We start from the raw sequence: 21,361 nt of genomic DNA, 5'->3' as shown, positions 1-21,361 counted from the left end.
GATAAATTAAATACTTAACGCTTTGCCCACAATTTCTGTGGTATTTTTTGATAGTGTAGGACATTGTGCGACCGTTTGTAAGGCTTTTTGCATAAATCCTTTATTTGGTTCGGCATAACGTTGCCAATTATCCATCACACGGGCAAAACGTGCTGCAATTTCTGGGTTAATGGTATCCAAAGCAATTACCTGCTCCGCCCAGAAAGCATAGGCTTCACCGCTCTCATGATGAAAAGCTTCTGTATTATTCATACAAAATTGGAATAATACTGCACGTGCACGATTAGGATTACGTAATGTAAATAATGGATTTTGCATCAGCTCGCGCAGTTGATCCACGCGCTTAACCGACATCGCTTTTAGTGCAAACCATTTATCCATAACTAATGGATTATGCTCAAAATAACGATAAAAGGCTTGGCTATAAATCTCGCTATCTTCTGCTGGTGCATAATACATCAAGGCACTTAAGGCTCCCATACGATCAGTCATATTTTTGGCAGTTTCATATTGTCCTTTAGCCAAGGCAATGCCCTCTTCATCCTGAATGACCAACAAATAATTTAAGGCCATATTTTTTAAGCTGCGCTGACCCATACTAATTGGATCGGGACTATATTCTTTTTGGGAATGATTCCCTTGATAAGTACGCAGCCATAAATCGCGATGCTCTTTTGCTAAAGTTTTATAAACAAACTGACGTGCTTGGTGTAAAGCTAGCGGCGTAATGCTATCTAAACGCTCAACCAACACTTTTTCAGATGGCAATGCCAACAACCATGCACGATAAGCTGCATCAAGGTGCGGATCAGTTAAATTATGCGCCCACACTTCTTGTACAATTGGACTCAAACTGAGCGGTCTCTTTGCCAAAATATCGGCAGTTAAGCGCAAAATCTCACGACTACTTAATTCTTGAGCGGCTTCCCATCGTGCAAAAGGATTACTATCATGCGCACATAATGTCGCTAACTCTTCGAATGAGTAATCATAATCCACATAAACAGGTGCCGAGAAATCACGTAATAAGGACAAAACAGGGCGTTCTGGAATATGGCTAAATACCCATGTTTTTTCTATCTCTGTCAGCTCTAATAAAGCACCACCATTCTCTGTCACTCGGATATCTGACAAATCCTTCACATTTAAAGGAATAGCCTGACCTTGTGTAGTCAACATTCCAATATGGAAAGGAATATGAAATGGTTTTTTCTCAAAATCTGTACGTAACTTTTCGACACCGACTTTATCGCAATGCTGACGCAAAGTAATGGCACATGTTTGTTGAGCATGATCATAATCCATCTGAACGTGTACAGTTGGCGTACCTGCCTGCGAATACCAACGACGGAAAATACTCAAATCCTTACCGGGATTTTGTTGTTGATACACAAATTCCATCGCATTCACAAAATCATCACATGTGACTGCTTGACCGTCATGGCGGCGAAAATACTCATCCATCCCTGCACGGAAACCTGCTTCACCTAATAAAGTATGTTGCATACGGATGACTTCAGCACCTTTTTCATAGACGGTGGCTGTATAGAAATTACCAATTTCTTGATAACTATCTGGTCGGATTGGATGCGCCATCGGTCCTGCATCTTCAGGAAATTGTGATACTCTCAAACGAGTCACATCATCAATTCGCTTAACCGCTCTCGCACTCTTTGCCGCTTCTTCAGAAAGAAAACGCGCCATCATATCGGCAGAGAACTCTTGATCACGAAAAACGGTCAATCCCTCTTTCAGCGATAATTGGAACCAGTCCTGACACGTCACACGATTGCCCGTCCAGTTATGGAAATACTCATGACCGACCACAGACTCAATACCCATATAATTGGCATCACTGGCGATTTCAGGGTCGGCTAATACATAAGCGGCATTAAAAATATTTAAGCCCTTATTCTCCATCGCACCCATATTAAAATCACGCACCGCTACAATCATAAAGCGATCTAAATCAAGCTCTAAGCCAAAGCGTTGCTCGTCCCAAAACATCGAGCGCTCTAAGCTATCCAATGCCCATAAGGTCTGGTCACCATTGCCCTTATCGCTATAGACTTGTAATAGCACTTCACGCCCCGAACGAGTCTTACTCGTTTTCTCGCGAATATCAAAATCACCTGCCACTAGCGCAAATAAATAGCAAGGCTTTAGAAAAGGATCATGCCATTTTGCTTCATGACGACCATTATCCAACTCTCGTGTCGAGAGTAAATTACCATTAGAAAGTAGATACGGGTATTGTGCTTTATCTGCCTCAATCGTGACAAAATACTCACTCATCACATCAGGACGATCTGGGAAAAAGGTAATACGACGAAAACCCTCTGCCTCACACTGCGTAAAGAAACTCTGCCCTGAAACATACAGTCCCATCAATGTGCTATTGGTTTTAGGGTTGCACATCGAAACAATTTTAAGTTCAAAATTTGTCACCTCGGGCTGTAAAGTCAGTAAATTGTCCTTATACTCATAAGCAACTGCCTGTCCATTAAGTAGGATAGTCTTGAGTTCAATATCCTCACCATTTAGTACTAGTAATGCTCCTGCATGCGACGTACGAATTTGCATTGTATTTATGACGGTTGTGCATTCTGGTTCAAGTGAGAAATGCAACTCTACTCGCTCAATAACAAAAGGATAGGGTTGATAATCTTGACGATAAATAGTGGTAGAAGTCATTGACATTTATTAATACTTTAAAAATGGAACTGGTGGTATAGTAGATTAAATATTGAGCATTATAAAACTATTCGCCCCATTACAACAGAGAATAGTTTCTTTTTTAAAGTGAGTCTGATATGTCGCTTTTTCGTAAAATCTTAACTCCTATTGTTATTGCTTCAACAGCATTATTAACAGCATGCGCTACACCCGATACCTTCACTACACAGGTAAATGCATTTAATAACTGGCCTGCTGACACCAAAGGTAAACTCTATGCTTTTAGTAATGATGTTTCGCAAAACTTAGAGCAAAAAAGTTATGCTGATTTAATCGCCAAAGAAATGTGGCGTACGGGATTGATGCAAACGAACAATATCAAAAAAGCCCATTATTTAGTGAACTTCAATGCCAGTACAGAAACGCGTGAGAAAATCGTACAAGAGTACTACGAAGAGCCCATGTTTGTACCGACTTTTGGGTTTGGCTTTGGTAACTTTGGATATGGATACCCTGGTTGGGGTTGGGGCAATAATTTTTATAGCGGTGTAGGTATCAGCTATACTCCTCGTGTGGCACAATACCCTATTCAAATCAGCCGCCATACCTTAGCACTCGAAATTAAAAACAATAAAACAGGTAATCCTGTCTATCAAGCCAAGGCAGTGGCTGACTCACAAAATGCGTCTTTAACACAGGTTATGCCTTATTTAGCGGTGTCTGTTTTTGATAACTTCCCTGGCTCAAATGGTGGTACACGTCATATTGAATTTGATATTGATAAAAGCCGTGAACAACAAACACCAGTGAAGTATATTCCAGAATAGTGCGTTAGCAGTAGCCCTCTCCTAGGAAACTTGTGACGTAATGATTATTACCAGTCCACACGGAGAGACATTCACTCGTCGCGACATTGGAAACGACGAAGCACTTTCCGAAGCAAGAGTGAACTGTCTGCTGTGTGGGCGGATAGCCAATGCTAATAGCAACAAGGTTTGCTACTCGTTGCGTGCAATTGTTCGTGTTACTCCATCACCATCACCTATTACAGAACTTGTGTAGGCGCTCGTAATAGTGCCAGTGAGCACAAGACCACACGGAGAGACATTCACTCGCCGCGACATTGGAAACGGCGAAGCACTTTCCGGAGCAAGAGTGAACTGTCTGCAGTGTGGGCAAATAGTAAATGCTAATAGCAACAAGGCTTGCTACTCGTTCGGCGCAATCGCTGATTGCCACTAGTACTATTTTGCATACGTCAATCTGCCTACAGGTTTTTGTCAGTCGCTCAGACAGTGCCTCACTTCGTTCGTCAAACTCGCTTGGTGACCAAAAACCTCTCCGGCAGATTAGCTTCGATGATAGTGCAAACTAGCACCAAAACTCACAGAAAGCACTACACTTAAGGAATAAGTACCGTCGCCCCTGTCGTCTTGCGTGAAGCCAATTCAGTTTGTGCCTTGGCGACCTCACTCAAAGGATACGTCTGATCGATGACGACTTTAATATTTCCCGCCAAAATATGCGCAAATAGTTCATCTGCCGCAGCTTGCATTTTCTCTGCTGTATCCACATGTGTCCCTACCGTAGGACGGGTCACAAATAATGAACCTTTTGCAGCAAGAATACCCAAGTCCACGCCAGTAACTGCCCCTGAAGCATTGCCATAGCTCACCATCAATCCGCGAGGACGTAGGCAATCTAAAGATATTTCCCATGTACTTTTACCCACACCGTCATAAACGACAGGGACTTTAGCCCCTTGAGTGAGTTCAAGCACACGGGCAGGGACATTCTCTGTCGTGTAATTAATGGTCTCCCATGCGCCATATTGTTTTGCTAACGCTGTTTTTTCATCGCTAGAGGCTGTACCGATTAAGTTTACACCCAATGCTCTTGCCCATTGACAAGCAATCAAGCCTACTCCACCTGCTGCGGCATGGAAAAGAATTGTTTCACCCTCTGTAAGACGATAGGTTTGACGGAATAAATATTGAACGGTTAGACCTTTCAACATCACAGCAGCAGCCTCTTCAAAGGCAATCCCGTTGGGTAAATGCACCACCTGTTTGGCTGGTAGATTACGCACTTTGGCATAGGCACCAAGAGGACTTTGACCATAAGCGACGCGATCACCCTCTTTAAAACGAGTGACCCCTTCACCTACTGCCGTCACAATGCCCGCCCCCTCAAAACCTAATCCATGTGGTAGCGGTGCTTTATATAAGCCCGTACGGAAATAAATATCGATAAAATTTAAACCAATCGCTTCTTGCTGAATCTGGATTTCTCCTGCCGCGGGTAGTGGAACCTCTACTTCTTCTAAACATAATTGCTCCACACCACCATGCTCATATACTCGTACTGCTTGCGTTAATATCGACATGCCAATTCCTTAAAAAAATAGATATAGTGAGTTTATCAAAATTTCGCTACAATAAGCATAACAGATACTGCCTAGGCAGTAGACATTCACAATGAACCCATAAGCCTACTATAAAACTATGCCTTTTTATCATTATCAAGAACGCCCCGAAGAGCTTGAAAACCCTCTAAATAACTTGGGCTATCTTTTAAAGCTACTGAATGAAAGCTGTATGGCTCAAGTCGAAGAAAGCATGAAAGAGTTTGACTTAACGGCAGCACAGTGGCGCCCTCTCGTGATTTTAGATTTAAAACAAGCTGAAACACCTGCGGAAATCGCTCGTATAATGAATACAGATACGGGGGCAATGACTCGCATGTTAGATCGTTTAGAAAAAAAAGGCTTTATTAATCGCATTCGTTGCGAAACAGATCGTCGAGTCATTAATCTCAAGCTCACCGACAAGGGAAATCAGGTAACGAAAAAGCTCATGCCTACGGTAGCTACCGTCTTAAATAAAGCATTAGATGGATTTAACAAAGAGGAATTTGAGCTATTTAAACAATTTACGATGCGTATGCTCAACAACCTGAATCCTGAGGAAATCAATCATTTAAAAATGGTTGTGCAATGCACTAAAAAACCTTAATCTTAGCAAGTTATCTCAAACAAGCCTGAGGAAAAGTATCCCATCATCATAAAACCCTCATCAAACATCGATATCATCAATATTAGATCAGGGTCTTTTCAATTATTCGATTGATTAGGTCTATTTACTTACGACCACCAATTAATGAGCCGAGCACTCCTCGGATTAATTGGCGCGTCACGCTACGTACTTGACTCTTAACTACTTGTTGCACAATACCATCTCGTTTACCGCCTCGAGGTCCTGTGCTGCCTAGCATTAAATCTTTGACAGAACCTAAAATACCACCACCATCACTCTCTTCATTTTTAGTCGATTGTGCTGATGCCATTTGCTCCGCGCGTTTTTGTAAAACCTCATAAGCTGATTCACGATCTAATACACGGTCGTATTTACCTGTAAACATAGACGCATTCCGAATAGCTTGACGCTCATTCTCTGTCGCAGGTCCAATGCGACTCGCTGGTGGCATCACCCACGCACGCTGAGTAATAGAAGGAATCCCTTTTTCATCCAAACAAGAAATTAATGCTTCACCTACACCAAGCTCTGTAATCGCTTCTACTGCATTAAGTTTCGGGTTTTCGCGCATAGTTTCTGCGGCTGTCTTCACGGCTTTTAAATCGCGCGGCGTAAAAGCACGTAAAGCATGTTGAACACGATTACCTAATTGACCTAAAACAGTATCCGGAATATCCAATGGATTCTGTGTAACGAAATACACGCCCACTCCTTTAGAACGGATTAAGCGCACAATTTGCTCAATTCGCTCTACCAATACCTTAGGTGCATCATTAAAGAGTAAATGCGCTTCATCAAAGAAGAACACAAATTTAGGTTTTTCTAAGTCTCCCACCTCAGGCAAGGATTCGTACAATTCAGCTAACAACCATAGCAAGAATGTCGAGTAAAGTTTCGGGGCTTGCATTAAACGATCCGCCGCTAGAATATTGATATACCCTTGACCATTGCTATCGACACGCATCAAATCAAAGATATCTAACATGGGTTCACCAAAAAAGAGATTAGCTCCTTGGTTTTCAATCTCTAGCAATGCCCGTTGGATAGCGCCTACAGATGCTGCAGAAATATTGCCATAGGTTTGACGTAACTCGGCTGAGCGCTCACTCACATGTTGCAACATTGCACGAAGGTCTTTTAAGTCTAAAATTAATTGCCCTTCATCATCAGCCAATTTAAAAACGATATTGAGAATACCGGTTTGTGTATCATTCAGCCCTAATACGCGTGATAAAAGCAAAGGCCCCATATCGCTAATGGTTGATCGTACTGGGTGACCTTGCTCGCCAAATACATCCCATAATACTGTCGGGCAGCCGGCAAATTGAGGCATGGGTAGATTGTATTTTTGTAAACGCTCTTCAAACTTAGGACTCGTTTGACCTGCTTGAGAAATTCCTGTCAAATCCCCTTTGATGTCTGCCATAAAAACAGGCACACCTAATTGAGAAAAGGACTGTGCAAGACCTTGCAAAGTGACTGTTTTCCCTGTACCTGTCGCCCCAGTAATACAACCATGACGGTTAGCATATTTGGGTAAAAGATAAACATCTTGTTCAGCATTTTTTGCTAAAAGGATGGGATTTGCCATGGATAAATTCCTTAAAATAATGGGATGACAATGCAATCTAATCAATTTTTTACAACATCATACGCTAATCAGCCAACTGATATTGTATTTTTGTCAATTATATATTGGCTTTTTATAAAAAGACGTTTCAAGAATTGTTAAAATCAAGGTTTAGTCTTTAATTTATCAAGGGTTGTCTGCTTAGACAGCCCTATTTCCGTTATTTATAAGAGAAATATCAAATGGCTGGTCACAGTAAATGGGCAAATATTCAGCACCGTAAAGGTCGCCAAGACGCAAAACGCGGTAAGCTTTGGACAAAAATTATTCGTGAAATTCAAGTCGCTGCACGCGCTGGTGGCGGTGATGTCAATGCCAACCCTGCTTTACGCCTAGCTTGGGATAAAGCCATGGCGGCAAATATGCCAAAAGACAATATCATGCGTGCTATCCAACGTGGTGCTGGTGGTGCTGACGGCGAAAACTACGAAAGCATCCGCTATGAGGGTTATGGTCCTGCTGGTGCTGCTGTGATTATTGATTGCATGACAGACAATCGCACTCGCACCGTTTCTGATGTCCGTCATGCACTGAGTAAATTTGGTGGTAATCTTGGTCAAGATGGCTCTGTTGCCTTTATGTTTAAACATTGTGGTCAGTTCATCTACGCACCTGGTAGCGATGAAGACAAAATTATGGAAGTTGCCTTAGAAGCAGGCGCTGAGGATATTGTTACCGACGAAGAAGGTGTGATTGAAGTCATCAGTGCGCCTAGCGATTATACGCAAGTCAAAGATGCACTCCATGCAGCAGGTTTAGTCCCAGAAGTAGAAGCGATCATCATGAAACCGCTTAACGAAACGGCTCTAGAAGGAGATGACGCCATTAAAATGCGTAAAATCCTCGATATGCTCGAAGGCTTAGATGATGTTCAAGAAGTACATACCACAGCGGTATTTGATGAATCTGAATAAGGATAAACCATGAAAGTTCTTGTTGTCGGTAGCGGTGGTCGTGAACATGCGATTGCTTGGCGTTTAGCACAATCTCCTCGTGTGACTGAGGTATTTGTCGCTCCAGGTAATGGAGGAACAGCATTAACGCCCTCCTTAAAAAATCTTCCTATCACCAAAAAGGAAGACCTTGTACAATTTGTCAAAGAAAATCAGATTGCTTTTACAGTAGTTGGTCCTGAAGCGCCTTTAGCTGACGGTATTGTGGATACTTTCCGTACACATGGCTTAGCTATCTTTGGCCCAACAAAAGCAGCTGCTCAACTAGAAAGCTCTAAAGACTTTGCTAAAGCCTTTATGGTACGGCATGGCATTCCAACAGCAGCTTACGCAACATTCACAGAGGCAAAAGCCGCACATCAATATATTGATGAACAAGGCGCTCCTATCGTTATCAAGGCTGACGGTTTAGCTGCAGGTAAAGGTGTCGTCGTTGCAGAAACCATAGAGCAAGCTCACCAAGCCATTGATGATATGTTAGGTGATGGTAAGCTAGGCTCTGCTGGTGCTCGTGTCGTTATCGAAGGTTTCTTAAAAGGTGAAGAAGCGAGTTTCATCGTCATGGTAGATGGTAAAAATGTCTTACCTTTAGCCAGTAGTCAAGACCATAAACGTCAGTTAGACAATGACCAAGGTCCTAATACAGGTGGCATGGGTGCTTACTCGCCTGCACCTATCGTGAGTAATGTTTTACATGATCGCATTATGAAAGAGGTCATTTACCCTACTGTCCAAGGGATGGCGGCTGATGGTATTGAGTTTACTGGCTTTCTCTATGCTGGCTTAATGATTGATGACGGTGACGATGCAACACGCCCGATTAAGGTCTTAGAGTTTAACTGTCGTATGGGTGACCCAGAAACACAACCTATCATGATGCGTATCCGTAATGATTTTGCTGAAGTCGTTGAAAAGGCAATTGCGGGTCAATTGGATAAAGCTCACATCGACTGGGATCCTCGTACGACGCTAGGTGTCGTCATGGCGGCATATAACTACCCTGCCTCACCTCGTACTGGTGATGTCATTACTGGCATTCCTGCTGCTGGTGCGGATTGCGTCACTTTCCATGCTGGCACTAAGCTAGAAGGCGACACGCTACTCACCAGTGGAGGTCGTGTGCTTTGTGTTACCGCAATTGGTGATACCGTTGCACAAGCTCGTCAGACAGCCTATGAAACGGTGGCACGTATCCATTTTGATGGTGTCCAGTTCCGTAAAGATATCGCTTGGCGTGCTTTAAAGGCTCAAGGCTAATGGTGAAATCATTAGCTAAACGTAAAATCGGTCTACTAGGGGGAAGTTTTAATCCTTTCCATAATGCGCATTTACGTTTAGCCCTCACTGCTTTATCGCAATTAGCATTAGATGAGGTGCAACTGATTCCGGCAGGGCAACCTTGGCAAAAAACGGTCTCTGTAAGTGCAGAACACCGTCTTGCTATGTTACAGCTTGCCATACAAGGAGCATCTCAACTAAAAATAAATCCCATTGAAATTGAACGTACGGGCCCAAGTTATACGATTGATACAGTCAAAAATCTCCCTACTAATGCGGACTATTATTGGTTAATGGGAAGTGACCAATTAAATAATTTTTGTACATGGAAAGAATGGCAAGCGATTCTTCACTATGTGCAGCTGGTGGTCGTCAAACGCCCACATTATGAAGTGAATCCTCCTCAAGAATTGCTAGATACGTTAGCCAAAAATCACCAGTCATTGATTTTTTTACATTTTGATGAGATTGACTTATCCTCCACCCATATCCGCGACAAACTTATGCGCGGTGAATCGGTAGAAACTTTTATCCACCCTGATGTACTCCATTACATCAAAAAAAATAACTTATATAAAGCCTAATTCCCTGAATGAGGCGATTAATTTAAAACTATGAATATTCAAAAACTACAACGTTTAGTGGTTGATGCTTTAGAAGATGTCAAGGCACAAGACATTAAAGTGTTTAATACCACGCATTTAACTGGCCTATTTGAACGTGTCATTATTGCCAGTGGGACATCGAATCGCCAAACACGTGCACTTGCACGTAGCGTCATTGATGCTGTGCGTGCCCATGATATTGAAATTGTCGCTTTAGAGGGCGAAGATAGCGGTGAATGGGTACTCTTAGATATTGGTGATATTGTGATTCATTGTATGCAACCCGCTATCCGTGCTTACTATGACTTAGAGTCTATTTGGGGTGGCAAACCTGTCCGTCTCAAATTACTTCCACAATCGACACAGCCCGTCATGCAAGCAAACTATGCTTTTGATGAGTTTGATGACGAATAATCGCCTATGAAACTTTATGTGATTGCTGTCGGTAACCGTATGCCTCAATGGGTCGAAACGGCATGGGAAGACTATGCCAAACGCATGCCTGCAGACTGTGCTATTGAGCTCAAAGAGGTTAAACCTGAACCACGTACCAGTGGTAAAACAGCCGCACAAATGATGCAAGCCGAGGCAAAACGTATTGAAGCTGCTATTCCTAGTGGTGCTTTACGCATTGTCTTAGATGAGCACGGCAAAGATATGACCACCATCCAACTGGCTCAACATTTAGAAAAATGGAAACTCAGTGGACAAGATGTCGCTATCATCATTGGTGGTCCTGATGGCTTAGATCCAAGTATTAAAAATGCAGGTGATACTAAACTGCGTCTTTCCTCACTTACTCTACCCCATCCCATGGTACGTGTTTTACTCGTTGAGCAGCTCTATCGTGCATGGAGTGTTACTGTCAATCATCCTTATCATCGTGCTTAAGAATCTTGGTTAATCTATGAGTCTATCTCCTCTTCCTACCATTTATCTAGCCTCTGCTAGCCCTCGTCGTCATGAGCTTTTAAAACAAATCAGGGTTGAGCATGAGATTCTCAATGTCCCTGCACCTCCTGGGGAAGATGAGCCTCAATTTGCAGGTGAGTCTGCCGCAGATTATGTGCAACGTACAGCACTTGAAAAGGCACAACGAGCAGAGCAATATCTTATTCAACAAGAGATGCTTATCCGTCCCATTCTCTCTGCAGATACGTGTGTGATTTTAGAGAATGAAGTACTTGGTAAGCCACAAGATGCTATGGATGCAACTCGTATTCTTGCAAAACTTTCAGGTAAAACACATGAAGTTCATACAGCAGTCGTTCTCTTACATCGAGGAGAGATTGCTCAACAGGTATCTATTACACGTGTCACTATGCGAACTCTCTCACTCAAAGAAATTGCTCGCTATATAGAGAGTGGCGAAGCCTATGGTAAAGCAGGGGCTTATGGTATCCAGGGATTGGCTGCGGTATTTATTGAGAAAATTGAAGGCAGTTACAGCGGTGTCATGGGGCTACCTATTTTTGAGACGTGGTCGTTATTGAGTAAGCAATTGACGTGAGTACTTGCGATAGTGCTCATAAGTATCAGACCATACTGCAGACATTTCGTTCTATATCGTCCTCCCTGCAGAACTTGTGATTGATATAGACCACACTGCAGACAGTTCACTCTTGCTCCGGAAAGTGCTTCGCCGTTTCCAATGTCGCGGCGAGTGAATGTCTCTCCGTGTGGTCTAATGCTCATTAGCAGTACAATGTTTACTTAAGCAACAAGGGTTTGCGGAGACGTTTCGATGCACAAAGCGAGTTAGGCGAACGTAGTGAGGCTCTGTTCGAGCGACTGCGCGGAATGTGTAGCAAACCTTGGCTATTAGCATTGGCTGTCCGAGCGAATACACAAGTTCTGTAATAGGTAATGGTGATGGAGTAACACTAACAACTACACGGAACGTGCAGCGAACCTTGCACTTAAACAAAGGATACCCTATTAACTCGCTATTTTTCTCGACAATTCTCTTGGCAATGGGAACGACACATCTTCCTCAATTCCTGCCACTTTACGTACAGACACTGCACCTAACTCTTTTAGACGATTGATAACATTTTGTACCAATACCTCAGGAGCAGAAGCACCTGCCGTGATGCCAATCGATTGTTTACCCTCTAGCCATAATGGATTAATCATCTCTGGATCATCAATTAAATACGATGGACAACCCAAACGATCCGCAACTTCACGTAAACGATTTGAATTTGAACTATTTACACTCCCCACCACAAAGAAAACATCACATTGTGGGGCGACCATTTTTACAGCGTCTTGGCGATTTTGCGTGGCATAACAAATATCGCTCTTCTTAGGCGCAACAATATTAGGGAATCGTGTATGTAAGGCTTTAGTCACCATCGCTGCATCATCTACAGATAAGGTAGTTTGAGTGACGTAAGCGAGGTTTTCAGGGTTTTCAACAACAAGACTTTCTACATCTTCTGGTGTCTCAACAAGATACATACGACCTTTGGCTTGTCCTAACGTCCCTTGCACCTCAGGATGTCCTTTATGTCCAATCATAATAATCTCATGACCGGCTTCATGCATTTTCTTTACTTCGACATGCACTTTAGTCACCAATGGACATGTTGCATCAAAGACTTTTAATCCTCGCTTTTCAGCTTCTTCTCGTACAGATAAGGCGACGCCATGCGCAGAGAATACCACAATCCCCCCCTTAGGAACCTCATCTAATTCTGCCACGAATACGGCACCTTTATCGCGTAAAGACTGCACCACAAAACGATTATGCACAATCTCATGACGTACATAAATCGGCGCACCATGCAATTCTAATGCACGCTCTACAATATCAATCGCACGGTCCACACCTGCACAAAAACCTCGTGGTTCGGCTAATAAAATTTCGGCTTGGCTCATTAGAGAACTCCAATGATAGTCACATCTACTTTTAAATCCACACCCGCCAAAGGATGATTAAAATCAAATAAGGCGGTATCATCCTGAAAACCCTTAAACAATCCAGAGAATTTAGCGCCATTAGGTGCAGTAAACTCCACCATATCATTGACTTCAAACGTCGCATCTTCGCCAGCATTTTCAGCAAGCATCTTTTTAGTGACCGCTTGAATTAACTCTGGATTACGCTCACCAAATGCCTGTGCTGCCGATAACTCATAACTAAAGGTCTCACCCTCTGAATGTCCTAATAAAGGTTTCTCAAGGGATTCAGGCCATTGACCCATACCCATTTGTAATGTCGCCGGCTTACCATCGTATGTATCAATAAATACAGAACCCTTACCATCTCCTGAATTTAAGGTGATTCGGTAATTGAGAGTTAGATATGAATTAGGTTGGACACTTTTGTCCATGGGGCTATTATTTTCGCTCATTTTCAGGCACGCTAAATAAAATTAATTTCTTAAAAAGGCTATTGTAACGATTATGAACACTTCTCGCATAGAATATCCGCAAGAACGTCCAAGAGAACGTTTACTAAAACACGGTCCCAAAGTACTCAGCACGCCAGAATTACTCGCTATTATTCTAGGTACGGGACCAAAAGGCGATAATGTTATCAACTTTTGCCATTCCCTCTTGCTACAATTTGGGGGCATTCGTGCCCTACTCAATGCTTCCAGTGAAGAACTTTTTGATATTAAAGGTTTAGGGCAAGCCAAAATTTCGCAATTACAGGCTCTCAAAGAGCTATCCGTTCGCTCACTAGAAGAACCTCTTCGTGCAAGCAATATTCTTAATCAATCAAGTATTGTAAAACAATATTGTATTCACCAACTCGGCCATCTAGAAATCGAACATTGCTATGCTCTTTTTTTAAATAAGGCTTTTCAACTCATTCATACTGAACCTATTGCCAAAGGCACGATTGATCAGGCTCAAATCTATCCTCGAGAATTAGTCCGTACTGCTCTACGATTTCATGCAGCCTATGTCATTCTCGCCCATAATCATCCCTCTGGATCTATAGAACCAAGCGTAGCAGATCTCCAATTAACTGAACACTTAGGAGAAGCACTTGCCCTTTTAGATATTAAGTTACTGGATCATCTTATTATCGCTAAAGGGAAAGCACTTTCCTTAGCTGAAGCGGGTCATCTTTAAGGAAACCAACTTATCTTTAAATCCTCCTCTTAAACAACAGTTTAAACTACCCCTCTTAAACAACAGCGAGCGTACTATTCGATTAAATATTTTTAATTTTTTCTATCAATTGTTATTTAGGTGACAATCTTTTTTATGGTTTTGTGGTAAATCTAAGGTTTAATTTTTTCTTATAGGCAAATTTCTATGCAAAGTCACGTTAGCATTATTTTTAATTCATCTGACCGCAAAGACTACGAGTTTTTTATTCATAACAATAGCGATGAAGCACAAGAGGCTGCTCGTGCATGGTTCGCTGATAAATGGGTTGAATTAGAATGCGAGCCTATCCGCCAAAGCGGTAAAGTACTTTTGCTTGATCGTATTCTGAGTGTTGTCGATGGTTTAGGTCATTATTGGTTTGAAGACCACCCAAAAGAAGCTCAAGAGCTTGCTAAAAAGGCCGTACTCGCACTAGATTCTCCTGTCGTTGTGATTGATTTACCTGGTGCTTCTATTAGTTCAAATTAATTGTTGCCGCCTCACAACTTTTTGATAATTTTTGCATTAGTTATCTGAAAATATTAGTTTTTTTGCTATTTTTTCATTTATAATGCTGAATTCACTCTTGGATACGTGGCATTGGCATAATGCCTTTGTCGGCGACCCACTATATCTTTAAGGAATTAAAATGAAAGAAGGCATTCACCCAGAATACCGCGAAGTTGTTTTCCTAGACCAACAAACAGGTAACAACGTTATCATTCGCTCTACTGTTCATACTCGCGAAACTATCGAGTTAAACGGTAAAACATACCCACTTTTTAAGTGTGACGTAACAGCAGAATCTCACCCATTCTATACTGGCGCTCAAACTCGTGTTGTTGAAACTGGTCGCGTTGAGAAATTCCGTGCTCGTTTCGCGCGTACAGCAGGCGCACTTAAAAAATAATTTCTGTTTTTCATCACCGAAAACAGTCTTTATGAAAAAGCAGCTTTCACAGCTGCTTTTTTTATGACCTGTATTAAACTGGTACGGATACTTTAAGCAGAACAGCAAGAATACACTCTCAATAAAATATCCAATATATTTTTGATATTTAAGCACTCAACGCAAACCTAAGAATCTATCAAGCTTTTAAATGAAAACAGCCGAAATACCCAGCTTACGGTATAATAAAAGCTGACATAATAAATACATAAAACCAGTTCGGCCTACGCCGATAAGCACTCATTTTAAGTAAAAGTAATATCGTGGTCTTTACACAAAGAAAAACACCTGCTCGCTTGGCTAGTCCAGCAGCACGTAAACTGCCTCGCCAATATCTATTTTGGTTTATGTTGATCTACATCATCGCTGGTCTATTTGGTCGTGACCCATGGAAGACTGATGATGTAGCAGGTATTGCCTCAATGGCATCCGCCATTAATCATGACAATTGGCTGACCTCTTATATTGGGATTATGCCATATACTGATTATGGTCCATTAACCAGCATTATTGGTGGGGCTTTTCTTGCTATTTTTAGTCCACTTTTTGAGCTTTTTACCACCCCTTTAAATGCCCATATTATTGCTGCACGTCTACCAAATTTCCTTTATTTTTTTGGGATGATGTGGGGAGTATGGTATGGCACCTATTTGCTCGCACGCCGAGATGAGGCACAACCGTTACCCTTGCCCTTTGGGGGGGAGCCACATCCTCGTGACTATGGTCGTATGCTAGCAGATGTCGCCTTCTTTTTTATGCTTTCATCTGTTGGTATTGTGATTCGCATTCATGAAACCAGCTTTTTCCCACTATTAATGTGTATTCACGCCATTGCTTTTTATGGTTTTGTTCGTCTCTTAGACCACCCTACTCAAGGGAGTCTAGTGATTGGGCTGATGTTAGTTGCCGCCTTGATGACCCAAGGTTTGATCGGTGTAGCGCCATTGCTTATCGTTACCATCGCCTTATTTATTGCTCCCATTTATTCAATCCGCCTCAAAGTTTTCCTATTTTTGAGTCTAGTATTAGGTGTCTTATTAAGTGCAGTTTGGCTATCTACAGCTTATAACCATGACCCCTCTTGGGTTCTCCATTGGTGGAAAGAGCAACAAATTGCTTTTTCGCTACAACACTGGTCTGAGATACCCAAGAGTCTACGTGATCTTGCTTGGTTTTTGTGGCCAAGCTGGCCTTTTGCCTTACTAGCCCTATGGAACTGGCGCAAATGGTTTGATGCACCTCATATCTTTATTCCTGCTATTTTTGTTATTGCTCATTTACTTGTCATTTTTAGTGCGAGGGATGCCTTTGAGCCTGAATATGGTCCATTAACGATTGCTTCTGCTATCTTAGCCGCCATGGCAATTCCTACTTTAAAACGCCACATTATCAATCTACTGGACTGGTATTCCATTATGATTGTAACCCTAGGTTTATTAACTATTTGGGTGGGCTGGTCGGCACTCTATCTCGGTATCCCCACACAAATTCAGCGCAATATCATGCGACTTATTCATGGCTTTGATAATAGCATTAACTGGATTGCTGTCGTGGCGGGTCTTATTGTGTGTGTCCTTTGGTATAAAGTCATCGCATGGCGTCTCAAAGCCAACCCTCAAGCGATGTGGCGAGGGATTGTTTTATCGGCTGCTGGTACGATTATTTCATGGCTATTGCTTTCTGTGCTTTGGCTATCTGCCATTGACTACAACCGTTCATACCGAAGCACTGGCGAATCATTAGCCGAATCACTCAAAAGACATGCACCGACCTATGAGTGCGTCACAGGTATTAATGTGGGTAAGGGGCAAGCCGCTGCTTTTTATGTTTTCGCTAATTTACGTTTATCTGAGCAAAAACATTGTCGCTACGTTCTCATACAAACGACTGAAGATAGTGTCGCCCAGGAGTCTTTTGCCCACAAAGATGACGGCAAGGTGATTTGGCAAGGGCAACGTCCTGCAGAACGACACGGTGAAGTATTCCTACTCATTGACTTAGATGAGAACTAAGTAAAGATATTATGTCCGCTAATACGACTCAGCAAGTACAAAAATCACTCATTCATCAGGCATGGCCCATTCTCATTGCACAATGGGCTGGCATGTCTTTTGCCGTGCTAGATACAATGATGTTGGGTAATTTTAATGCCCAATCATTACAAGCAATGAGCCTAGCTGCATCAATTTTTATTACCGTCAATATTAGCTTAACAGGCGTCATCCACGCTCTTATCCCGATTTGTTCTCAATTATTTGGCGCCAATAAAACAGAAGAAATCGGTGTTTTGTGGGGCCAAGGTATTTGGATTGCTCTTTTTCTCTCACTAAGCTTTGGACTGTTGCTATTATTTCCTGATATTTGGTTAAGTTTTTCTGGTGAAGTGAGTCCCGAGGTTCGTGCTGAAGTAAAAAACTACTTACTTATCTCTTTCTTTGCTGTCCCTGCCTCCCTAATGTTTAGGGCGGTTTATTCCTTATGCACGTCTACCTCTCGCCCTAAACACGTGATGTATATCAATGTGGCAAGTATTTTTATTAAGGCATTTTTAAACTGGGTACTGATTTTCGGTCATTTTGGACTACCAGCACTAGGAAGCACTGGTGCAGCTATTTCTACCATGTTGGTCAGTTGGTTTACCTTTATTTTTGGGCTATGGATTGTCTTTTCGGATGACTATTACCAACAGTTTAAATTACGTCTAGGCTTACCCAATATTAAGCACTTTATCGAAATTCTCAAACTAGGCTTGCCGATGGGAGGCTCTTATCTCGTCGAGGTTAGTGCATTTACCTTTATGGCGCTCCTCGCCGCACGAGAAGGCATGCATGTCTCTGGTGGACATCAAATTATGGCAAACCTAGCTGCCCTACTCTATATGATGCCCCAAGCCATCGGCGTCGCTACGGCCGCACTATCCGCCCAAGCGATTGGGCGACGAGATTTTCCACTCTCTTATCTGATTAGCAAACAGGGGCTTCTTATAGGATTTATGGGGGCATTCATCAGTAGTGCCGTGGTCTTTTTTGGGAAGCCATTCATTTTATTTCTCTATACAAGTGATGCGGCGGTGGCAGCAATGGCGGCAAGTTTATTAGTCCTAATGCCCTTTTTCCACATTCTTGACTATTTCCAATGCATTATCACTTATATATTACGCGCCCATAAAATCGCAACCATTCCTTTTGTCACCCAAACGGTTTTACTCTCTGGATTAGGCTTAGGCGGTGGTTATTACTTTGGTTATGGTCCTGGACAAGGGCAACTCGCCTGGCTAAGCACTATCGTCACACCGGGGGCAGCCATAGGCGTTTCCAGTCTATGGATTATGTGTTGTACAGCACTTATGCTTTGTGGTCTTATCCTTGCTAGCTGGTACAAAATAGTGATTCATCGCCTACTCAATGAAAAATAATCTCGTCGGCAGCACACAACACTCATCGCATCACTCCATAAAAAACTTATTGATTTTATTGTTATTTTTAAACTTTTGATATAGAATAGCTGATTAACCTATAAATGGTTAATCTATTATTTTTTACTAAGGCAGATCTGGGCCAAAAATCAGATCTATAAACTAACGAGGTGTTAATATGGCAAAAGTATGCCAAGTAACCGGCAAGCGCCCAATGTCCGGCAACAATGTTTCTCACGCGCACAACAAAACAAAGCGTCGCTTCTTACCTAACCTACAAACTCGTCGTTTCTGGGTTGAAAGCGAAAACCGTTGGGTTCGTTTACGCATTTCTACAAATGCTTTACGTACTATCGATAAAAAAGGCATTGACGCAGTTATCGCTGAAATGCGCGCTAACGGTCAATCAGTTTAAGCCTTGGGTGCTTAAATTTACTTATTCCCTAGGAGCTTAAAATGGCAAAAGGTATTCGTGAAAAAATCAAACTAGAATCAACAGCTGGTACTGGTCACTTCTACACAACGACCAAAAACAAACGCAATATGCCAGAAAAAATGTTGATTAAAAAATACGACCCAGTGGCTCGTAAACACGTAGAATACAAAGAAACTAAATTAAAATAATGGTTTCTTTTGATATAGGTTCACCCTATTATTCCAAAACCCACCAAATGATTGGTGGGTTTTGTCTTTTCTGATGAGATAAATCATCATCCAAACAATAGTTTTTTCTACACTATAAGATGCTTCCATACTATACACTCTCTCTGAATGCATTTAGCAAGTACACATTAATTCCTAAAAACTAATACATCAAATTTTCAATAGCTTTTATTTATGGTTTCTATAAAAATAAATAGCTTGATTTTTTAAATGAGAATTATTATCATTTATTTAATGTATTTTCTTATTAGGATCGTGCTATGTTTATTCTCCTCGAAAAAATTAGCCAAACACTCTTACATATGTCCGTCGCCTTCATCTTAACCTATATCCTAACAGGGTCATGGGAAATTGGTGGTGCTGTCGCCATTATTGAGCCAATTTGTAATGTCGTCCTTTTACCCTTTCATACCCGTTTTTGGCGTCGTTTACGTTTAAAGCAAAAAATGAAGACTCGGCAATACCGTCAACAACGCTTAAGTATGGCTTTTTCTTAAATTGCTCTAAGGACTCAACATAGTCAAGTTATCTTAAATACTGTATAATAATCCAGTTATTTTGACGTAAGATTATTATGCCTATTGTTCCTGATAAGCTATCATCCCAAGCCCCTCGAGGAATCATTAATCCAGAGCCAAATGAACGCGAGGAGTCTTTAGAGCGCGCACTACGCCCTAGACTACTCGCCGATTATACGGGGCAGGATAAAGTCTGCGAACAATTGCATATTTTTATCGAAGCCGCTAAAAAACGGCAAGAACCGCTTGATCATGTTTTATTATTCGGCCCTCCTGGTTTAGGTAAAACAACTTTAGCCCATATTATTGCTAACGAAATGGGCTCTCAAATGCGTCAGACATCGGGACCAGTCCTCGAAAAACCCGGTGATTTAGCTGCCTTACTGACCAATCTCCAACCCAACGATGTACTTTTCATCGATGAAATTCATCGCCTTTCCCCTGTTGTCGAAGAAATCCTCTATCCTGCCCTTGAGGATTTTCAAATCGATATCATGATTGGTGAAGGACCTGCCGCACGCAGCATTAAGATTGATTTACAACCTTTTACGCTAGTAGGTGCGACAACCCGTGCGGGTATGCTCACCAATCCGCTACGAGATCGTTTTGGCATTAGTGCTCGCTTAGAGTTCTACACGACAGACCATTTAGCCAAAATCGTCACGCGTAGCGCTAATTTATTAAACTGTACGATTACATCCGAAGGCGCGATAGAAATTGCTCGTCGCTCTCGTGGTACACCTCGTATCGCTAATCGCCTACTACGCCGCGTTCGTGATTATGCTGAGGTTAAAAACAATGGGGTTATTTCAGACACCTGCGCTGCGGCTGCACTCAGTATGCTAGAGGTAGATCCTCTCGGGTTAGATTTAATGGATCGCAAACTACTAGAAACGATTCTCCATAAGTTTGACGGTGGTCCTGTGGGTCTTGATAATCTTGCTGCAGCGATTGGTGAAGAAAGCGATACAATCGAAGAAGTGATTGAACCTTATTTAATTCAACATGGTTTTATACAACGCACCCCTCGAGGACGCATTGCTACCATTCATGCATGGACACATTTTGGACTGACACCACCTCGTAAAGATACAACGCCAGAGCTCTTCTAAAAAGTGCCTGTGTAAACAGGCACCTTCTCAAACATCTAAGAAGCTTTCTTTACAAACTCAGACTTTAAGTCCATACCACTGCCATCGATTTTACAGGCAATATTATGATCGCCCTCTTGTAAGCGAATACCTTTTACCTTGGTTCCCTGTTTAATCACCAAAGAACTTCCCTTGACTTTCAGGTCTTTAATGAGGACAACAGTATCACCGTCTTGCAAAAGTGTGCCATTGGCATCTTTCACGACTAACGTATCTTCCACAGTCGCACCGTCCCCTTCTTGCCATTCATGAGCACATTCAGGACAAACCAACTGAACACCGTCATGGTAAGTCAGCGTTGATTGACATTGAGGACAAGCAGGATAAGACATTTTTTACTCCAAAGAAAACTTCGTTATTGTTACGATATGATGATAC

The 21,361-nt window shown here is 42.1% G+C and carries 24 protein-coding genes; 18 read left to right on the top strand and 6 right to left on the bottom strand.

Annotated features, from left to right (window positions below; all coding sequences use genetic code 11):
- Positions 1-6: 6 nt before the first annotated feature.
- Positions 7-2,700 carry an aminopeptidase N gene (gene pepN / locus HKX39_RS08075; RefSeq protein WP_171680812.1) on the bottom strand — a complete coding sequence of 898 codons (2,694 nt, stop codon included), beginning with the start codon at positions 2,698-2,700 and terminating at the stop codon, positions 7-9.
- A gap of 113 nt (positions 2,701-2,813) precedes the next feature.
- On the opposite strand from pepN, the gene HKX39_RS08070 reads away from it, so the two are divergent.
- Positions 2,814-3,503 (top strand): DUF4136 domain-containing protein, encoded by a 690-nt coding sequence (locus HKX39_RS08070; protein ID WP_171680811.1) that lies wholly within the window; start codon positions 2,814-2,816, stop codon positions 3,501-3,503.
- 575 nt (positions 3,504-4,078) lie between these two features.
- Here the strand turns inward: HKX39_RS08070 and HKX39_RS08065 are convergent.
- Positions 4,079-5,062 (bottom strand): quinone oxidoreductase family protein, encoded by a 984-nt coding sequence (locus tag HKX39_RS08065; RefSeq protein ID WP_171680810.1) that lies wholly within the window; start codon positions 5,060-5,062, stop codon positions 4,079-4,081.
- A gap of 118 nt (positions 5,063-5,180) precedes the next feature.
- Between HKX39_RS08065 and HKX39_RS08060 the strand changes: the two genes are divergently transcribed.
- Entirely contained in the window at positions 5,181-5,690 is a 510-nt protein-coding gene (locus tag HKX39_RS08060) for a MarR family winged helix-turn-helix transcriptional regulator (RefSeq protein WP_171680809.1), read from the top strand.
- A gap of 124 nt (positions 5,691-5,814) precedes the next feature.
- On the opposite strand, the gene HKX39_RS08055 is transcribed toward HKX39_RS08060, so the two are convergent.
- Positions 5,815-7,302, bottom strand: coding sequence for a helicase HerA-like C-terminal domain-containing protein (locus HKX39_RS08055; protein ID WP_171680808.1), 1,488 nt, complete (start codon positions 7,300-7,302; stop codon positions 5,815-5,817).
- A gap of 221 nt (positions 7,303-7,523) precedes the next feature.
- Here HKX39_RS08055 and HKX39_RS08050 point away from each other — a divergent pair, with 221 nt between their 5' ends.
- From HKX39_RS08050 to HKX39_RS10765, 7 genes are all read left to right on the top strand, one after another.
- On the top strand, positions 7,524-8,255 hold the full coding sequence (locus HKX39_RS08050; protein ID WP_171680807.1) for a YebC/PmpR family DNA-binding transcriptional regulator: 732 nt from the start codon (positions 7,524-7,526) through the stop codon (positions 8,253-8,255).
- 9 nt (positions 8,256-8,264) lie between these two features.
- Positions 8,265-9,551: a phosphoribosylamine--glycine ligase gene (purD, locus tag HKX39_RS08045; protein ID WP_171680806.1), complete on the top strand. Its 1,287-nt coding sequence runs from the start codon at positions 8,265-8,267 to the stop codon at positions 9,549-9,551.
- Positions 9,551-10,156, top strand: coding sequence for a nicotinate (nicotinamide) nucleotide adenylyltransferase (gene nadD, locus HKX39_RS08040; protein ID WP_171680805.1), 606 nt, complete (start codon positions 9,551-9,553; stop codon positions 10,154-10,156). The genes purD and nadD overlap by 1 nt, the downstream gene beginning before the upstream one ends.
- 30 nt (positions 10,157-10,186) lie before the next feature.
- Positions 10,187-10,591 (top strand): ribosome silencing factor, encoded by a 405-nt coding sequence (rsfS, locus tag HKX39_RS08035; RefSeq protein ID WP_171680804.1) that lies wholly within the window; start codon positions 10,187-10,189, stop codon positions 10,589-10,591.
- A 6-nt stretch (positions 10,592-10,597) separates the two neighbouring features.
- Entirely contained in the window at positions 10,598-11,068 is a 471-nt protein-coding gene (rlmH, locus tag HKX39_RS08030) for a 23S rRNA (pseudouridine(1915)-N(3))-methyltransferase RlmH (protein ID WP_171680803.1), read from the top strand.
- A 16-nt stretch (positions 11,069-11,084) separates the two neighbouring features.
- Positions 11,085-11,687 carry a Maf family protein gene (locus tag HKX39_RS08025; protein WP_171680802.1) on the top strand — a complete coding sequence of 201 codons (603 nt, stop codon included), beginning with the start codon at positions 11,085-11,087 and terminating at the stop codon, positions 11,685-11,687.
- A gap of 218 nt (positions 11,688-11,905) precedes the next feature.
- The gene (locus HKX39_RS10765) at positions 11,906-12,037 is read left to right on the top strand and encodes a hypothetical protein (protein WP_281356460.1); all 132 of its coding nucleotides are present in this window, start codon (positions 11,906-11,908) and stop codon (positions 12,035-12,037) included.
- Positions 12,038-12,115: 78 nt separating this feature from the next.
- On the opposite strand, the gene ispH is transcribed toward HKX39_RS10765, so the two are convergent.
- Both ispH and HKX39_RS08015 read right to left on the bottom strand, forming a co-directional pair.
- Positions 12,116-13,060, bottom strand: a complete 945-nt coding sequence (gene ispH, locus HKX39_RS08020; protein WP_171680801.1) for a 4-hydroxy-3-methylbut-2-enyl diphosphate reductase — start codon at positions 13,058-13,060, stop codon at positions 12,116-12,118.
- Positions 13,060-13,536, bottom strand: a complete 477-nt coding sequence (locus HKX39_RS08015) for an FKBP-type peptidyl-prolyl cis-trans isomerase (protein ID WP_171680800.1) — start codon at positions 13,534-13,536, stop codon at positions 13,060-13,062. Before HKX39_RS08015 ends, ispH begins: the two co-directional genes overlap by 1 nt.
- A gap of 52 nt (positions 13,537-13,588) precedes the next feature.
- Between HKX39_RS08015 and radC the strand changes: the two genes are divergently transcribed.
- From radC to ruvB, 9 genes are all read left to right on the top strand, one after another.
- Positions 13,589-14,266 (top strand): RadC family protein, encoded by a 678-nt coding sequence (gene radC, locus HKX39_RS08010; RefSeq protein WP_171680799.1) that lies wholly within the window; start codon positions 13,589-13,591, stop codon positions 14,264-14,266.
- Between the two features lie 186 nt (positions 14,267-14,452).
- Positions 14,453-14,776: a hypothetical protein gene (locus tag HKX39_RS08005; RefSeq protein WP_171680798.1), complete on the top strand. Its 324-nt coding sequence runs from the start codon at positions 14,453-14,455 to the stop codon at positions 14,774-14,776.
- A gap of 160 nt (positions 14,777-14,936) precedes the next feature.
- Positions 14,937-15,197, top strand: a complete 261-nt coding sequence (locus HKX39_RS08000; protein ID WP_171680797.1) for a type B 50S ribosomal protein L31 — start codon at positions 14,937-14,939, stop codon at positions 15,195-15,197.
- A gap of 302 nt (positions 15,198-15,499) precedes the next feature.
- Positions 15,500-17,248: an ArnT family glycosyltransferase gene (locus HKX39_RS07995; protein ID WP_171680796.1), complete on the top strand. Its 1,749-nt coding sequence runs from the start codon at positions 15,500-15,502 to the stop codon at positions 17,246-17,248.
- Positions 17,249-17,259: 11 nt separating this feature from the next.
- Positions 17,260-18,651 (top strand): MATE family efflux transporter, encoded by a 1,392-nt coding sequence (locus HKX39_RS07990; protein WP_171680795.1) that lies wholly within the window; start codon positions 17,260-17,262, stop codon positions 18,649-18,651.
- A 178-nt stretch (positions 18,652-18,829) separates the two neighbouring features.
- Positions 18,830-19,066, top strand: a complete 237-nt coding sequence (gene rpmB / locus HKX39_RS07985; protein ID WP_171680794.1) for a 50S ribosomal protein L28 — start codon at positions 18,830-18,832, stop codon at positions 19,064-19,066.
- 41 nt (positions 19,067-19,107) lie between these two features.
- Entirely contained in the window at positions 19,108-19,275 is a 168-nt protein-coding gene (rpmG, locus tag HKX39_RS07980) for a 50S ribosomal protein L33 (protein WP_023951410.1), read from the top strand.
- Positions 19,276-19,574: 299 nt separating this feature from the next.
- Positions 19,575-19,811 carry a DUF2061 domain-containing protein gene (locus HKX39_RS07975; RefSeq protein ID WP_171680793.1) on the top strand — a complete coding sequence of 79 codons (237 nt, stop codon included), beginning with the start codon at positions 19,575-19,577 and terminating at the stop codon, positions 19,809-19,811.
- Positions 19,812-19,888: 77 nt separating this feature from the next.
- Positions 19,889-20,944: a Holliday junction branch migration DNA helicase RuvB gene (gene ruvB / locus HKX39_RS07970; protein ID WP_171680792.1), complete on the top strand. Its 1,056-nt coding sequence runs from the start codon at positions 19,889-19,891 to the stop codon at positions 20,942-20,944.
- Between the two features lie 35 nt (positions 20,945-20,979).
- Here ruvB and HKX39_RS07965 read toward each other — a convergent pair whose 3' ends face one another.
- Positions 20,980-21,315 (bottom strand): zinc ribbon domain-containing protein YjdM, encoded by a 336-nt coding sequence (locus HKX39_RS07965; protein WP_171680791.1) that lies wholly within the window; start codon positions 21,313-21,315, stop codon positions 20,980-20,982.
- Between the last annotated feature and the right edge of the window lie 46 nt (positions 21,316-21,361).

Origin of the sequence: Pelistega suis, from assembly GCF_013133795.1 — a bacterium.
In the GTDB taxonomy this organism is placed as follows: domain Bacteria; phylum Pseudomonadota; class Gammaproteobacteria; order Burkholderiales; family Burkholderiaceae_B; genus Taylorella; species Taylorella suis.
The sequence above is the reverse complement of the archived record's forward strand: the minus strand, read 5'-3'. Positions and strand labels throughout refer to the sequence as shown.

What these genes read in the sequence shown, in the direction of transcription:
- HKX39_RS08065 (WP_171680810.1), bottom strand. Translation starts at nt 5,062, where the DNA reads ATGTCGATATTAACGCAAGCAGTACGAGTATATGAGCATGGTGGTGTG.
- HKX39_RS08060 (WP_171680809.1), top strand. Translation starts at nt 5,181, where the DNA reads ATGCCTTTTTATCATTATCAAGAACGCCCCGAAGAGCTTGAAAACCCT.
- rpmB (WP_171680794.1), top strand. Translation starts at nt 18,830, where the DNA reads ATGGCAAAAGTATGCCAAGTAACCGGCAAGCGCCCAATGTCCGGCAAC.
- HKX39_RS08000 (WP_171680797.1), top strand. Translation starts at nt 14,937, where the DNA reads ATGAAAGAAGGCATTCACCCAGAATACCGCGAAGTTGTTTTCCTAGAC.
- rpmG (WP_023951410.1), top strand. Translation starts at nt 19,108, where the DNA reads ATGGCAAAAGGTATTCGTGAAAAAATCAAACTAGAATCAACAGCTGGT.
- radC (WP_171680799.1), top strand. Translation starts at nt 13,589, where the DNA reads ATGAACACTTCTCGCATAGAATATCCGCAAGAACGTCCAAGAGAACGT.
- pepN (WP_171680812.1), bottom strand. Translation starts at nt 2,700, where the DNA reads ATGTCAATGACTTCTACCACTATTTATCGTCAAGATTATCAACCCTAT.
- HKX39_RS08025 (WP_171680802.1), top strand. Translation starts at nt 11,085, where the DNA reads ATGAGTCTATCTCCTCTTCCTACCATTTATCTAGCCTCTGCTAGCCCT.
- rlmH (WP_171680803.1), top strand. Translation starts at nt 10,598, where the DNA reads ATGAAACTTTATGTGATTGCTGTCGGTAACCGTATGCCTCAATGGGTC.
- HKX39_RS08070 (WP_171680811.1), top strand. Translation starts at nt 2,814, where the DNA reads ATGTCGCTTTTTCGTAAAATCTTAACTCCTATTGTTATTGCTTCAACA.
- rsfS (WP_171680804.1), top strand. Translation starts at nt 10,187, where the DNA reads ATGAATATTCAAAAACTACAACGTTTAGTGGTTGATGCTTTAGAAGAT.
- nadD (WP_171680805.1), top strand. Translation starts at nt 9,551, where the DNA reads ATGGTGAAATCATTAGCTAAACGTAAAATCGGTCTACTAGGGGGAAGT.
- HKX39_RS08015 (WP_171680800.1), bottom strand. Translation starts at nt 13,536, where the DNA reads ATGAGCGAAAATAATAGCCCCATGGACAAAAGTGTCCAACCTAATTCA.
- HKX39_RS07965 (WP_171680791.1), bottom strand. Translation starts at nt 21,315, where the DNA reads ATGTCTTATCCTGCTTGTCCTCAATGTCAATCAACGCTGACTTACCAT.
- HKX39_RS08005 (WP_171680798.1), top strand. Translation starts at nt 14,453, where the DNA reads ATGCAAAGTCACGTTAGCATTATTTTTAATTCATCTGACCGCAAAGAC.
- HKX39_RS07990 (WP_171680795.1), top strand. Translation starts at nt 17,260, where the DNA reads ATGTCCGCTAATACGACTCAGCAAGTACAAAAATCACTCATTCATCAG.
- HKX39_RS08055 (WP_171680808.1), bottom strand. Translation starts at nt 7,302, where the DNA reads ATGGCAAATCCCATCCTTTTAGCAAAAAATGCTGAACAAGATGTTTAT.
- HKX39_RS08050 (WP_171680807.1), top strand. Translation starts at nt 7,524, where the DNA reads ATGGCTGGTCACAGTAAATGGGCAAATATTCAGCACCGTAAAGGTCGC.
- ispH (WP_171680801.1), bottom strand. Translation starts at nt 13,060, where the DNA reads ATGAGCCAAGCCGAAATTTTATTAGCCGAACCACGAGGTTTTTGTGCA.
- purD (WP_171680806.1), top strand. Translation starts at nt 8,265, where the DNA reads ATGAAAGTTCTTGTTGTCGGTAGCGGTGGTCGTGAACATGCGATTGCT.
- ruvB (WP_171680792.1), top strand. Translation starts at nt 19,889, where the DNA reads ATGCCTATTGTTCCTGATAAGCTATCATCCCAAGCCCCTCGAGGAATC.
- HKX39_RS07975 (WP_171680793.1), top strand. Translation starts at nt 19,575, where the DNA reads ATGTTTATTCTCCTCGAAAAAATTAGCCAAACACTCTTACATATGTCC.